The sequence below is a fragment of the Consotaella salsifontis genome (assembly GCF_900167365.1).
Taxonomy (GTDB): Bacteria; Pseudomonadota; Alphaproteobacteria; order Rhizobiales; family Rhizobiaceae; genus Consotaella; species Consotaella salsifontis.
The window spans coordinates 258,855-271,875 of sequence record NZ_FUXL01000003.1; the positions used below are offsets into that span (position 1 = coordinate 258,855).

Genomic DNA, 13,021 nt, shown 5'->3' on the forward strand with positions numbered 1-13,021 from the left:
GACAATCCGGCCGCGCCTTTGCGCGACGCCGCATCGTTGGATCATCGGCTTTCAAGTTTAGGGGGCGTCGCGGCTTCGATCGGAAGCGCGGCGCGTTCGTCATGGCCTTCTCGTTTTTCGCCGGCCGTGCCACCGCGTTCCGTTCGGTGCTCGGCTTCACGTTCTCTCACTGGCGTGCCCAACGGCTGCGCGCCTTCGCCATCGCCGCCACCATGGGGCTGGCGACGCTCGCTGACATCCTGACGCCGCTCTATTCCGGCCGCCTGGTCGACGCCATCGCCAAGGGCGGACCCACGGACGAGGCGGCGGTCTCGGCAGCCCTGTCGGCCTTCGCCATCCTGGTCGCCTTGGCGCTCTGGGCGGCGGTCATGCGCTATGTCTGCTTTTCCGTGCTCGTCGCGTTCACCATCAAGATGATGCGCGTGGTGATCGGCGAGGCCTTCGCCCGCGTCCAACGCTTTTCGACGGATTGGCACGCCAGCAGCTTCGCCGGCTCGACGGTGCGCAAGGTGACGCGCGGCGTGTGGGCGCTCGACCTCTTGAACGACACGCTGCTCATCGCCCTCCTGCCGGCGGCGGCCATGCTGATCGGCACCGCAGCCCTTCTCGGCTGGCACTGGCCGGTGATGGGGCTGGTGACGGGCCTCGGCTCGCTGGCCTATCTCGGCCTCACGGTCACACTCTCGCTCGGCTATGTCGCGCCGGCCGCGAGCCTTTCCAACGCCTGGGACACGCGGCTCGGCGGCGCTCTCGCCGACGCCATCTCGTGCAACAGCGTGGTCAAGGCCTTCGGGGCGGAAACGCGCGAAGACGGCCGGCTCGCCTGGATCACCGAGAAATGGGGGCGTCGCACGCGGCGCGCCTGGATGCGCGGCACAATCAACGGCACGGCCCAGCTCTTCGCATTGCTGGCGCTGCGTGCGCTGCTCATCGGCCTCGCGCTGGTTCTGTGGACGAGAGGGCAGGCGGACGCGGGCGATCTCGCCTTCGTCCTCACCTCGTTCTTCATTCTCCAGGGTTATTTGCGCGAGATGGGCATGCACATCCGCAACCTTCAGCGCTCGGTCAACGACATGGAGGAGCTGGTGGAACTTCAGCGCCATCCGCTCGGTGTTCTCGACAGACCGGCCGCGAAGCCCCTCGCGGTCAAGGGGGGCGAGATCGTGTTCGATCGCGTCACCTTCCACTATGGCGCTCACGCCGAACCGCTTTACCGCGATTTCTCATTGAAGATCGCAGCGGGGGAGCGCGTCGGGCTGGTCGGCCATTCCGGCTCGGGCAAGACGACGTTCGTCAAGCTGGTTCAGCGTCTCTATGACGTCACCGGCGGTCGCATCCTGATCGACGGCGAGAACATCGCCGATGTCGAACAGGCGTCGCTGCGCGGCAGGATCGCCATCGTTCAGCAGGAGCCGATCCTGTTCCACCGCTCGCTGGCGGAAAACATCGCCTATGGTCGACCGAGCGCGACGATGGACGAAGTCGCCGAGGCAGCGGAGCTTGCCAGCGCCCACGACTTCATCGCGCGCATGCCGAACGGCTACGGCACGCTCGTGGGCGAGCGGGGCGTGAAGCTCTCGGGCGGCGAGCGCCAGCGCGTCGCCCTGGCGCGCGCCTTTCTCGCCGACGCGCCGATCCTGGTTCTGGACGAGGCGACGTCGAGCCTCGACTCGGAATCCGAGATGCTGATCCAGCAGGCGATGGAGCGCCTGATGGTGGGACGCACCACGATCGTCATCGCGCACCGCCTGTCGACGGTCCGGGCGCTCGACCGCCTCCTCGTCTTCGACCGAGGCAGAGTGGTGGAGGAGGGCGACCACGAGCCCCTCGCGCAGCGCACCGGGGGCATCTATCGCAGGCTCTTTGAGCGTCAGGCGATGGAACTGGTGAAGGGGCTCTCCCAGCCGAGCGGCATCGCCGTCTCGGCGTAGGGTCGCGCGAGCCGGGGAGGGGCGGATTGCGCCGCCTCTCCCCGCTCGGCCGCCGTTTGCACCCATGCCTTTCACGGGGTCGTTGTCGCCGCGTGAATGCAGCGTCAGGGTGCGTGATGATACCGGTCCGCGCCGGTTTTCGTCGAGGAAAGCCGCCGTGGCGGAAAGTCGAGCGACATCACGGGGATGTGCGCGGATCGCCTGGGCGAGGAAGATGGTCCCGGTTGCTCACGTTCGTTCGCTGAAGATATGATGCAAAGGCATTTTCCTCTTCTTGAACTCCGAAGGATGATGAGGCCGTCGCTGCCGGGATCCGCGTCGAGTGGTCCGGCAAGCGTCGCAACCCCTTGAGGAGGTCCCACGCATGAAGATGCTTCTCGTCGCCGCCGTCGCCCTCGGCGCGTTTTCGCACTCCGCGTTCGCTGCCGACGACATGACCTGCGCCAGTTTCACCGCCATGGATTCCAACGGTCAAATGTCGGCGGTCCACGCCATGAACACCGGCATGATGAGTGGCGGCGACATGGCGGACAAGGATTCGGCGTCCAAGGACGCGATGGCGAAGGGCACGAATACGTCCGGTGCCATGATGTCCGACGAGGACATGGCGATGAAGGTCGCCAAGGCGTGCGACGGCCATCCCGACATGATGGTCAAGGACGCCATGCACGAGAGCGCCATGTAGGCTGGCGGCGGCGAAGCGGCGCGACGCCGCCCGGCGCCGCGCCATATCGTCCCGGAATGGTGCCCAACCGGAGGAGAACCCTGTCATGACCGCAGTCGACCGCGAGATGGCCGCTGCTGAATCCGCTCCGGCGGCACCGGCCGTCGTCTACCGCCACCGCGTCTCGACCCGCCTCTGGCATTGGACCAACGTCGTGACGTTGGTCGTCATGCTGATGAGCGGGCTGATGATCTTCAACGCCCATCCGCGCCTTTACTGGGGTGCCTACGGTGCCAATCAGGATCATCCCTGGCTCGAAATCGGCTCCACCAACGGGGCGGGCGTTCTGCGCGTCGGTTCGCTGACCGTGGAGACCACTGGCGTGCTCGGCCTCTGGCAGGATGGCGACGGGCGGTGGAACAGGACCGCCTTTCCGGGCTGGGCAACCATCCCCTCGAACTACAACCTCGCGCTGGCGCGCCGCTGGCACCTCACCTTCGCCTGGCTCTTCGCCGCCGGCATCCTGCTCTACCTGATCTGGAGCCTTGCCAACCGGCATCTTTGGCGCGACCTTGCGCCGAGCCGCTCCGAACTCGCGCCGCGCCACATCGCCGGCGACATCAGGAACCACGCTCTCCTGCGATTTCCGAAAGGCGAGGCGGCGCGACGCTACAACATCCTCCAGAAGCTCGCCTATCTTGGCGTTCTCATCGTCCTCATCCCGACGATGGTCCTGACCGGCCTCACCATGTCGCCCGCCATGGATGCCGCCTGGCCGTGGCTGCTGGACCTGTTCGGCGGACGACAATCGGCGCGTTCGATCCACTTCATCGCCGCCGGGTTGCTGGTCCTATTCATTCTCGTCCACCTCGCCATGGTCGTGCTCGCCGGACCCATCAACGAAGTCCGCTCCATGATCACCGGCCGCTACCGCCTGCCGCAGGAGAAGCGCCAATGACCGGTCCGCTCTTTTCGCGCCGCCGCGTCCTCGCCGCCGGCGGTCTTGGCGCGACCTCGCTCGCGCTCTCCGGCTGCGACGACCTCGGCAGCAATGAAACCTTCCACGACACTATCCTCACGGGCGGCGAGCGTCTCGCCTATCGGGTTCAGCGTTTCCTCGCGGGAGACCGGCTTGCGCCGGAATATTCCGAAGCGGAGAAATCGCCGTTCTTTCGCACCAACGGCAACAACCAGATCGCCGCCCCCGATTATCGCCGCCATATCGCCGATGGCTTCGCCAATTGGCGTCTCGACGTCAGCGGGCTGGTGGAAGCGCCGCGCGGCTTCTCGCTGGATGAGCTAAGGGCGATGCCGGCGCGCACACAGATCACCCGTCATGACTGCGTCGAGGGGTGGAGCGCCATTGGCGGCTGGACCGGGGTGCCGCTCGCGGCGCTGCTCAAGGAGGTCAAGGTGAAGCCGGCGGCCCGCTTCGTCGTCTTCCGCTGCGCCGACCAGTTCGGCGGCATCAACTACTATGAGAGCATCGATCTTATTGATGCCTTCCATCCCCAGACGATCCTTGCCTATGCGATGAACGGCGAGACGTTGCCCGAGGGGCATGGCGCGCCGCTGCGCTTGCGGGTCGAGCGCCAGCTCGGATACAAACAGGCGAAGTTCATCATGCGCATCGAACTCGTCTCGGTCCTTTCCGGCATCGGTGGCGGCAAGGGCGGTTTCTGGGAGGATGTCGCCGATTACGAGTGGTATGCGGGGGGCTGACGCAATGACGATGGATCGTTCCTCGAGGCTCGCGGTTCACCTTGACGGTTGACCGGCAGGCCCTTTCAGCCCTGCTCGGCCGCCCGCTCGATCTTGAGGCGGAGATCCTGTCCGAGAAGGCCTCCGCCCTCGGCCGCGCCGGCCAGAAGGTGGAGCGGGCGCTTGCCGCTTTGCGTGAGGCTGCGCCCGATGCGGAGGAGCGGCCGGCGCTTTTGCGTGCCGCCGCCCATGCGGTCCACCATTACTTCATCCAGCGCGAGATCTGCGGCTTTCGGCGCCACGGCGACATCATTCGCGAATACGCCATTCCGCCGGAGGTTCTGGCTCGTCTCGGTGCGCAATAAGGCCGGGAGAGGGAGCGTTAGCGTGCTGTTCCGCTCGCGACGCGCGGGGCTCGAAAATCCTGTCACAGAATCTTTGCAAAGGGGCTGTTCATATCGGCCCGTCTCGCTTATATCGACGTCACCGGACGCTTCGTCCGGCCATGACGCGGGGTGGAGCAGCCCGGTAGCTCGTCAGGCTCATAACCTGAAGGTCACAGGTTCAAATCCTGTCCCCGCAACCATATTGGTAAAAGGCCCGCTCTCTGGCGGGCCTTTTGCTTTTTGGAAGCGGTACTCCAGCGCATCCAGATCAGGCGCGGAGCGCCTCGCGCGGGTCCACGTACTTCTTGCCCAGCGCCTCGGCGACCGCCCGATTGGTGATGGAGCCGCGATGGACGTTGAGCCCCGCCAGGAGATGCGGATCGGCGACGAGCGCCGCAAAGCTCCTGTCCGCCAGGGCCAGGCCGAAGGGCAGGGTGGCGTTGTTGAGGGCATGGGTCGAGGTGATCGGCACGGCGCCCGGCATGTTGGCGACGCAATAGTGGATGACACCGTCGATCTCGTAGGTCGGCTCGGCGTGGGTGGTGGCGTGGGAGGTCTCGAAGCAGCCACCCTGGTCGATGGCGACATCCACAAGCACCGCGCCCTTCTTCATTCCCGACAGCATCTTGCGGGTGACAAGCTTGGGCGTCGTCGCGCCGGGGATCAGGACCGCGCCGATCACGAGATCGGCCTCGAACACGGTCTCCTCCACCGCCGTCGGCGTTGAATAGACGGTCTTGACCCGTCCGCCGAAGAGCTCGTCCAGCTCGCGCAATCGGGGGATGGAGCGATCGAGAATGGTGACCTCCGCTCCGACGCCGAGCGCGATGCGCGCGGCCTCCTTTCCAACCACGCCGCCGCCGATGATCGCCACCTTTCCGGGCGGGACACCCGGCACGCCGCCGAGCAGAAGACCGCGCCCGCCATGGGCCTTTTCCAGCGCGCTCGCGCCGGCCTGCACCGAGAGGCGCCCCGCCACTTCCGACATGGGCGCCAGGAGCGGCAGCCCGCCGCGATTGTCCGTCACCGTTTCATAGGCGACGCCTGTGACGCCTGAGGCGAGCAGTCCCTCGGCCTGTTTGGGGTCGGGCGCGAGATGGAGATAGGTGTAGAGGATCTGGCCCTCGCGCAGCTGCGCCCACTCGCCCGGCTGAGGCTCCTTGACCTTCACCACCATGTCGGCCGTGGCGAAAACCGCGTCGGCCGCATCGACGATCTCCGCCCCCGCGGCTCGATAGGCATCGTCCGAAGCGCCGATGCCGGCGCCGGCGCCGCGCTCCATCAGCACGGTATGGCCGTGGGTTACATACTCTCGCGCGGCTGCGGGCGTGAGGCCGACGCGGTATTCGTGGTTCTTGATTTCCTTGGGGCATCCGACGCGCATGTGTTTCTCCCTGTGGAGCGCGATGATGGCTGAGGAAAGCCCCGCACGCGAACAATGTCCAGGGAGCTGTTGTCACAACCTGACGCTGCGGGAGGCCAGACCTCAATCGCGGGCGAGCGCCACCACCGGATCGAGCCGCGAGGCGTTGCGTGCCGGCAGATAGCCGAAGACGATGCCGATCGCTGTCGAGCAGGCACAGGCCGCCACGATCGAGGTCGTCGAATAGATCAGGTGAAAGGTCGGGCTGAAGAAGGAGAAGACGGCGCCGAAGGCGAGCGCCGCGCCGACGCCGGCGAGGCCGCCGATGAGGCAGACCAGAACTGCCTCGATCAGGAACTGCTGAAGGATATCGCCGCGCCGCCCGCCGACCGCCATTCTGACGCCGATCTCGCTGACCCGCTCCGACACCGCCACCAGCATGATGTTCATGACGCCGATGCCGCCGACGACCAGCGAGATGACGGCGATCGCCGCGATCAGCAGCGTCAGCGTTTCCGTGGTCGAGGTGATGGTCTGGCGGATGTCGTCGGTGTTGAGGATGAAGAAGTCCTTGGTGTTGTGGCGCAGCGTCAGGAGCTGCGTCACGCCTTGTTCGGCGAGATCGGGCGAGACGTTGTCGGCGACGCGCACCGTAATCGAGCGCAGGGACTGCGAGCCCGTGAAACGGCCCTGGACGGTGGTGTACGGCAGGAAGAGTGAGAGGTTTCGCGAGGAGCCGAAGCCGCCCTGCTGCGCCTGCATCACGCCGACGATGCGGCACGGCACATTGCCGATGAGCAGAACCTCGCCGATCGGGCTTGCGCCGTCGGCGAAGAAGGTCGTGCGGGTGTTGTCGTCGATGACCACTTCCTGCGCCATGCGCGTGACGCTGCGCTGGTCGAAGAAGCGGCCTTCCGCGAGCTTGGAGCCGCGGACCTCGAAATACTGCTCGCCGACACCGTTGACGAGCGCGCTGGCCTCCTTGCCGCCGAAGCGGACGCTGCTCGATGTCGAAACGGTGGGTGTGACGCCCGCGACATAGGACTGATGCTGGAGCGCCCGCGCGTCGCCCATCACCAGCGTCTGGATCTTGCCGGAGCGCATGTCTCCGAAGTCCTTGCCCGGAAAGACCTCCAGCGTGTTGGTGCCGAGACTGGAGATGTTGGCGAGCACCATGGCGCGCGAGCCGGCGCCGAGCGCCACGACGGAAACCACCGAGGCGATGCCGATGATGATGCCGAGCATCGTCAGGAAGGTGCGCAGCCGGTGGGCCGCCATGGAGAGCAGCGCCATTTGAAGCGCTTCGCGCAGCCGGTCGGCGAAGGCGCCGACGGCGCTCCGCCGGCGCCGGTTGGGGCTCTCGGCTCGCACCGGCGCCGAAAGGGCGGCCGGCTTGCTTCGGTCGCCGACGATGACGCCGTCGCTGATCTCGATGATGCGGTCGGCGCGCTCCGCCACCGCCATGTCGTGCGTGACGATGATGATCGTCTTGCCGTCGGCGTGGAGTTCGTCGAGGATGCGCAGCACCTCCTCGCCGCTATGCCTGTCGAGCGCTCCCGTCGGCTCGTCCGCCAGGATGACGTTGCCGCCGTTCATCAGGGCGCGGGCGATGGAGACACGCTGCTGCTGGCCGCCGGAGAGCTGACCGGGGCGGTGCTCCGTGCGCTCGCCCATGCCAAGGCGCTCGAGGAGGGCGCGGGCGCGTTCGTCGCGGACCGCGGGGGGCTCGCCGGCATAGATCGCCGGGATTTCGACGTTGCCGACCGCCGTCAGCTCCGCAAGCAGGTGGTAGCGCTGGAAGATGAAGCCAAAATGCTCTCGCCGCAGCTCGGCCAGTTCGTCGGGATCGAGCAGCGCGGTTTCGCGGTCGCCGATCCGGTAGCTGCCGGAGGTGGGGCGGTCGAGACAGCCGAGAATGTTCATGAGCGTCGACTTGCCTGAGCCGGAAGCCCCGACGATCGCCACCATCTCACCTTCCTGGATGACGAGATCCACGTCTTTCAGGACGACCAGCGTCTCCTCGCCGGCCGGAAACTCCTTGCGCAGCTTGTCGAGGACGATCAGAGGGGCGTTCATGTCAGAATCCCATAGGCGGGCCGCGTCGTCCGCCGAACGAGCTCGTCCTTGGCCCTCCGCTCGCCTGACCGGTGACGACCTTGTCGCCGGCCTGGAGGCCGCTCTTCACCTCGGCCGTGACGTTGTCGTTGAGCCCGACGGTGATGGACCGGGAAACCACCTGATCCCCTTCCAGCACGTCGACCTCATAGCTGCCATCCCGGTTTCGGCGCTTGAGCGCGGCGGAGGGAATGGTGAGCACGTTCTCGGCCTTGCCGACGACGATGTGAACCTCTGCCGTCATGTAGGTCTTGAGGTAGCCGTCGGGGTTCGGCACCGTGAAGACGCCGTTGTAATAGATCGCGGTGGATGAGGACGACGAACTGCTCGCCGCGGATGACGACGAGGTGACGGCGCTGTCGCTCTTGATCGACTCGGGCGCGGGTTCGATGGATTCCAGCTTGGCTTCGAAGCGCCGGCCGGGATCGCCGAGGATGGTGAAGTAGATCTCCTCACCGGGCTTGACCTTAGTCACATCCACCTCGGAGATTTCCGCGCGGATGATCATCGTGTCGAGTTGGCCGAGAATGACGATCGTCGGGGCGGATTGCGTGGCGTTGACGGTCTGCCCCTCCTGCGTCACCACCGCGAGAACCGTCCCGTTGATGGGCGCGGTGATATGGGTGTAGCCGAGATTGAGTTGGGCCGTGGCCACGGCGACTTCGGCTTTGGCCATCTCCGCGTCGAGCGCGGCAATCTGCGCTTTCGTGGTCTCGACGGCCGCCTGCGCCGTGTCGAGGTCCGCCGCGGTCGAAACCTGTAGGGCCGCCGTCTTCTGCTGGCGCGCCAGGGTCGCCACATTGAGCGCCAGCGTCGCCTCCCGTTCGTCGCGCTCGGCCTTGATCTGGGCGAGGGAGGCCTCGGCGGTCTTGAGATCGTTCTCACGCGTCTTCGGGTCGATCTGGCCGACAAGATCGCCCGCCTTCACCTTCTGGCCGACGACCACGGGCACGGACACGACCCGGCCGGACACCTGCGCGCCCACGGCCACGAGCTTCAAGGGCTTCAGCGTCCCGTCCGCAAGAACGGTTTCCTCGACTGTGCCGACGGTGACGGGGGCCGTCAGGACATTTGGCGCTGTCGTGGCCGGATAATACCGATTTTTCGCATACCAGCCGCCGGCGGCGACGAGCAGGAGGAGGACCAGGAAGATGAGGAGACGGCGCCCGCGCGACGGTTTCTTGCGCCGTGGGGGCCGCCTGACTTCCGGGCTGGGACTGGCGACGGGGGAGGGCTTGAAGCCAACCGGGATGTCTTGCACGGTGGCGCCCGTTTCTGGTCGCTCTTCGGCGGAAGAGGCGTCCAGCCGTGGTGTCTGCTCGGCGTCGCCGGCGTGGCGGGCGGCGCGCGTCTCTGCGGTCATGGTGTTCATCCTGCGATGGAGGTAACCACCGCGCGCCGGGCAAAGTCCAGTTTCAAAACGTATCCGCGCTGCCGGCGCAAATCCCGCAGGTCAGGCTCCGAGGGGCGAATCCTTGGCCGTCGCGGGGCGCCCGACACCGGTATAGGTGAAGCCGAAGCGGGCAACCTCGTCCTCGCGATAGATGTTGCGCAAATCGACGAGCACCGGCTGACGCATGACCGACTTGAGACGGGAAAGGTCGAGCGCGCGGAAGGAATCCCACTCCGTCACGATCACCACCGCGTCCGCCCCTTCGGCGCAATCATAGGGGCCGGAAGCGAAGGCCACCGAGGCATCGAGAAGCGGTTTCGCCTGGTCTATGCCCTCGGGATCATAGGCTTTCACCTCGGCTCCCTGGTCGATCAGCGCCTGGATGATGGACAGCGACGGCGCATCGCGCATGTCGTCGGTATTCGGCTTGAAGGTGAGGCCGAGGACGGCAACCGTCTTGCCCCTGACGCTGCCGCCGCAAGCGGCCATCACCTTGCGCCCCATGGCGCGCTTCCTCTGATCGTTGACGGCGACGGTCGTCTCGATGAGGCGCACCGGGCTCGCCGCGTCCTGGGCCGTTTTCACCAGCGCCAGCGTGTCCTTGGGAAAGCACGAGCCGCCGTATCCAGGGCCGGCATGAAGGAACTTGCCGCCGATGCGGTTGTCGAGGCCGATACCGCGCGCCACGGCCTGGACGTCGGCCCCCACGGCCTCGCAGAGATCGGCCATCTCGTTGATGAAGGTGATCTTCATGGCCAGAAACGCGTTGGCCGCGTACTTGATCAGTTCCGAGGTGCGGCGCTCGGTGAAGAGCAACGGCGAGTGATTGAGATAGAGCGGCCGGTAAACCTCGGTCATTACATCGCGTGCCCGCTCGTCCTCGATGCCGACGACAATTCGGTCGGGCCGCTTGAAGTCGCTGATGGCGGCACCCTCGCGCAGGAATTCGGGATTCGAGACGACAGCGAAATCGGCTTGCGGGTTCTCCTCGCGGATGATGCGCTCGACCTCGTCGCCGGTGCCGACCGGAACCGTCGACTTGGTGACGACGATCGTGAAACCGCGAATGGAGGCGGCGATTTCGCGCGCCGCGCCATAGACGTAGGACAGATCAGCGTGGCCATCGCCGCGCCGCGAAGGCGTGCCGACCGCGATGAAAACCACGTCGGCCGCGGCCACCGGCTCTGCGAGAGCGGTCTCGAAGGTCAGCCGCCCGGCCTTGACGTTCTTGGCGACGAGTTCGTCCAGGCCCGGCTCGAAGATCGGAATGCGTCCGGCCTTCAGTGCCTCGACTTTGTCGTCCGCCTTGTCGATGCAGACCACGTCATGGCCGAAATCCGCTAGGCAGGCCCCGGACACCAGGCCGACATAGCCCGAGCCGATCATCGCAATCTTCATGGGAACTCCGAGTTCACAGCCGATCCATGGTTGATCGTGCTCGAATATCCGCAGCGCGCCTCGCGCTCAAGAGCGGGACGCCACTTGTGCGAAGGTCGCACTGGAATGGACCGGCCTCGAGAGGCTTTTCCGGCCACTATCCAGCCAGACAAATTCTGACGCGGGAAGCGCGGAGGCGGTTTGCGCTTGGCTTCGCAAGAGGTTATAGAGCGCTCGCATCGCGGCTCTTGGGGCGTCGCCAAGTGGTAAGGCAGCGGTTTTTGGTACCGCCATTCCCAGGTTCGAATCCTGGCGCCCCAGCCATATCGTCCAAGTCCTTGTTTTTACTGAGGTCATTTCCAGCTGGGGCGCATGTGCCCCCGAGTGGGACACAGGATTGCGACACAACCGTGGGACACGGGGTGTCGAATGGCGATCGGAATGGGGCTCGAGCGACGGGGCGCGGTCTACTATTGGCGCAAGCGCCTGCCTGACCCCCTCGCGCGGCGAATCGGTCTCGCCCATATTAAGATGAGCCTTCGAACACGCGAGGATGGTCCGAGCGAAGCAATCTGCGCTGCCGACCGAGGACCGCTGGCGACTTTGACCATCGCGGTCGACGCGGTCGGCGAAACGCTGATCGCCACGAGGTTGACGGATGAGGCGTGGGCTCTGGCGGAAAGCACACGGGGAACCGACCCTTATTTCTTCAACCCTCTCTTTGAGCGGGCAGTCCCCGAGGGTGCGGGGGACGCGGTTTTCGCCTTTCAGTAGTCTTGCCGGCGGCCGTGATGGGCTAAGCCTATCAGGCAGATGGTGTCATGCAACAGGGCGCCCTTGGCGCGCACCGTTCGATCCCGGACGGTAAAAATGCTCTCGATGGGAATGGCCGTGGGCAGATGATCCCGATGCTCGACCGGAAAGTCGAAGAAGGCCAGGAGCGCCACGCACTCGTCGACCGCGCGGTGCCGGTCGCGACGATCTGCAGAGAAACGTCCGGGCGACCGAAGCGGTCAGTAAGCCCATCAAAGCGCCTCCAGTTTCAGAAGACCACCACCCCCGGCCTCCAGCCGCGACAGATAGACGGCCGGGTCAAGCACCTGGAACGGAAAATACAGTCCGGGCGACGTCGGTGGTTTCCCATCAAGCCCCGTCAGTCGTTCGAGGAGCATTGACACTCCGAGCGCCGTCAGCGGTGCCGCTCCCCGTGGATGGAAAACCGCATGACGGGTGCGAAGTGTTTGGCCCAAATGATCCCGCCCACTCAGCTCGATGATGATCTCCGTCGATTTCGGCTCACCGCGGCGGCGGCTGGAACTGACGCCAGTTGCGATATTGAACTGGACGTTGGGCGCGCCGGTCGCGGCGGCCAGGCCGACGACGTCAATGGACGAGAAGCCGGACGCTTCCATCCTGGTGCCGTCGATGGCCTGGAACGAGGCCACGGCATCCTCTTCGCCGCGCCAGAGATAGGCGCCGTCACGCCGCGTAAGCGCGGATGGCATCATCCTGTGTAGGCGCTCGAAGTCCTCAGCCACGGCTGGACCTCCGCCGTCCTCTTCGTCGACGAGAGCTCCGATGACGATGTCGTCGATCCGATCGTACGCTCTAGCCGCCTGAAGGGTCGCAACCGTTGTCGCTCCGACCAGCCACTCGTAGCCGAGAACGACGGGTGATGCCGTCGGCTTCAGCATGAAGCTGCCGATTTCGGGGGCGATCTCGTAGACACCTGAGGAAATGCCGAGATGCGGCACGCCGCGCGACAAAGCGAACCTTAATCCGGCAAGGCGATCGTCCGAATAGAAGACGGCGACGGCACGAGCCGGGCGCTTGCCGAGGCCGAGATCATCCGCGCCCGGGTCGAGAACGACGCCCTCCGCCTCGCCCAACTCGGCGGCCGCTTCCCGGGCTTTGGCGAGATCGCGACCGCCGATCAACAGCGGGAGATCGGGGTAGCGGGACCGCAACTCTCGAGCGGCAAGGCGCCCGATCGCGCCGTAGCCTCCCATCAGAAGGATCGGATCCGGTGACATGACAATATTCCTTTCCCGATATATAACCTACAAAAGGTAGGTAGAATATTCTTTACCT

At 65.7% G+C, this 13,021-nt stretch carries 12 protein-coding genes and 2 tRNA genes; 8 read left to right on the forward strand and 6 right to left on the reverse strand.

Annotated elements, in window-relative coordinates; genetic code table 11:
- Positions 1 to 101: 101 nt before the first annotated feature.
- From B5D38_RS05460 to B5D38_RS05485, 6 genes are all read left to right on the forward strand, one after another.
- On the forward strand, positions 102 to 1,931 hold the full coding sequence (locus tag B5D38_RS05460; protein WP_078707362.1) for an ABC transporter ATP-binding protein: 1,830 nt from the start codon (positions 102 to 104) through the stop codon (positions 1,929 to 1,931).
- Between the two features lie 364 nt (positions 1,932 to 2,295).
- The gene (locus B5D38_RS05465) at positions 2,296 to 2,616 is read left to right on the forward strand and encodes a hypothetical protein (protein WP_078707363.1); all 321 of its coding nucleotides are present in this window, start codon (positions 2,296 to 2,298) and stop codon (positions 2,614 to 2,616) included.
- Between the two features lie 106 nt (positions 2,617 to 2,722).
- Positions 2,723 to 3,553: a cytochrome b/b6 domain-containing protein gene (locus B5D38_RS05470; RefSeq protein WP_078707544.1), complete on the forward strand. Its 831-nt coding sequence runs from the start codon at positions 2,723 to 2,725 to the stop codon at positions 3,551 to 3,553.
- Positions 3,550 to 4,317 (forward strand): molybdopterin-dependent oxidoreductase, encoded by a 768-nt coding sequence (locus tag B5D38_RS05475; protein ID WP_078707364.1) that lies wholly within the window; start codon positions 3,550 to 3,552, stop codon positions 4,315 to 4,317. Before B5D38_RS05470 ends, B5D38_RS05475 begins: the two co-directional genes overlap by 4 nt.
- Positions 4,318 to 4,358: 41 nt before the next feature.
- Positions 4,359 to 4,661 (forward strand): DUF6665 family protein, encoded by a 303-nt coding sequence (locus tag B5D38_RS05480; RefSeq protein WP_078707365.1) that lies wholly within the window; start codon positions 4,359 to 4,361, stop codon positions 4,659 to 4,661.
- A 144-nt stretch (positions 4,662 to 4,805) separates the two neighbouring features.
- Positions 4,806 to 4,882 (forward strand) — tRNA-Met (locus B5D38_RS05485).
- A 68-nt stretch (positions 4,883 to 4,950) separates the two neighbouring features.
- Here the strand turns inward: B5D38_RS05485 and ald are convergent.
- The 4 genes from ald to B5D38_RS05505 all read right to left on the reverse strand — a co-directional run bounded on the left by ald (position 4,951) and on the right by B5D38_RS05505 (position 10,951).
- Positions 4,951 to 6,066 (reverse strand): alanine dehydrogenase, encoded by a 1,116-nt coding sequence (gene ald / locus B5D38_RS05490; RefSeq protein WP_078707366.1) that lies wholly within the window; start codon positions 6,064 to 6,066, stop codon positions 4,951 to 4,953.
- Between the two features lie 102 nt (positions 6,067 to 6,168).
- The gene (locus tag B5D38_RS05495) at positions 6,169 to 8,121 is read right to left on the reverse strand and encodes a MacB family efflux pump subunit (protein WP_078707367.1); all 1,953 of its coding nucleotides are present in this window, start codon (positions 8,119 to 8,121) and stop codon (positions 6,169 to 6,171) included.
- 1 nt (position 8,122) lies between these two features.
- Positions 8,123 to 9,523: an efflux RND transporter periplasmic adaptor subunit gene (locus tag B5D38_RS05500; RefSeq protein ID WP_078707368.1), complete on the reverse strand. Its 1,401-nt coding sequence runs from the start codon at positions 9,521 to 9,523 to the stop codon at positions 8,123 to 8,125.
- Positions 9,524 to 9,613: 90 nt separating this feature from the next.
- Positions 9,614 to 10,951, reverse strand: a complete 1,338-nt coding sequence (locus tag B5D38_RS05505; RefSeq protein WP_078707369.1) for a UDP-glucose dehydrogenase family protein — start codon at positions 10,949 to 10,951, stop codon at positions 9,614 to 9,616.
- 228 nt (positions 10,952 to 11,179) lie between these two features.
- Between B5D38_RS05505 and B5D38_RS05510 the strand changes: the two genes are divergently transcribed.
- Together B5D38_RS05510 and B5D38_RS05515 are read left to right on the forward strand one after the other, a co-directional pair.
- Positions 11,180 to 11,254: transfer RNA gene (locus B5D38_RS05510), tRNA-Gln, on the forward strand.
- Between the two features lie 105 nt (positions 11,255 to 11,359).
- Entirely contained in the window at positions 11,360 to 11,704 is a 345-nt protein-coding gene (locus tag B5D38_RS05515; protein WP_078707370.1) for a DUF6538 domain-containing protein, read from the forward strand.
- On the opposite strand, the gene B5D38_RS05520 is transcribed toward B5D38_RS05515, so the two are convergent.
- Together B5D38_RS05520 and B5D38_RS05525 are read right to left on the reverse strand one after the other, a co-directional pair.
- The gene (locus B5D38_RS05520) at positions 11,698 to 11,877 is read right to left on the reverse strand and encodes a hypothetical protein (RefSeq protein WP_078707371.1); all 180 of its coding nucleotides are present in this window, start codon (positions 11,875 to 11,877) and stop codon (positions 11,698 to 11,700) included. The genes B5D38_RS05515 and B5D38_RS05520 overlap by 7 nt on opposite strands.
- Positions 11,878 to 11,955: 78 nt before the next feature.
- A complete protein-coding gene (locus B5D38_RS05525; RefSeq protein WP_078707372.1) occupies positions 11,956 to 12,963 on the reverse strand; it encodes a saccharopine dehydrogenase in 1,008 nt (335 codons plus the stop codon).
- Positions 12,964 to 13,021: the final 58 nt, after the last annotated feature.

Excerpts from the sequence above, each read along its gene's own strand:
- B5D38_RS05470 (WP_078707544.1), top strand. The coding sequence starts at position 2,723 with ATGGCCGCTGCTGAATCCGCTCCGGCGGCACCGGCCGTCGTCTACCGC.
- ald (WP_078707366.1), bottom strand. The coding sequence starts at position 6,066 with ATGCGCGTCGGATGCCCCAAGGAAATCAAGAACCACGAATACCGCGTC.
- B5D38_RS05465 (WP_078707363.1), top strand. The coding sequence starts at position 2,296 with ATGAAGATGCTTCTCGTCGCCGCCGTCGCCCTCGGCGCGTTTTCGCAC.
- B5D38_RS05505 (WP_078707369.1), bottom strand. The coding sequence starts at position 10,951 with ATGAAGATTGCGATGATCGGCTCGGGCTATGTCGGCCTGGTGTCCGGG.
- B5D38_RS05500 (WP_078707368.1), bottom strand. The coding sequence starts at position 9,523 with ATGACCGCAGAGACGCGCGCCGCCCGCCACGCCGGCGACGCCGAGCAG.
- B5D38_RS05525 (WP_078707372.1), bottom strand. The coding sequence starts at position 12,963 with ATGTCACCGGATCCGATCCTTCTGATGGGAGGCTACGGCGCGATCGGG.
- B5D38_RS05475 (WP_078707364.1), top strand. The coding sequence starts at position 3,550 with ATGACCGGTCCGCTCTTTTCGCGCCGCCGCGTCCTCGCCGCCGGCGGT.
- B5D38_RS05515 (WP_078707370.1), top strand. The coding sequence starts at position 11,360 with ATGGCGATCGGAATGGGGCTCGAGCGACGGGGCGCGGTCTACTATTGG.
- B5D38_RS05495 (WP_078707367.1), bottom strand. The coding sequence starts at position 8,121 with ATGAACGCCCCTCTGATCGTCCTCGACAAGCTGCGCAAGGAGTTTCCG.
- B5D38_RS05460 (WP_078707362.1), top strand. The coding sequence starts at position 102 with ATGGCCTTCTCGTTTTTCGCCGGCCGTGCCACCGCGTTCCGTTCGGTG.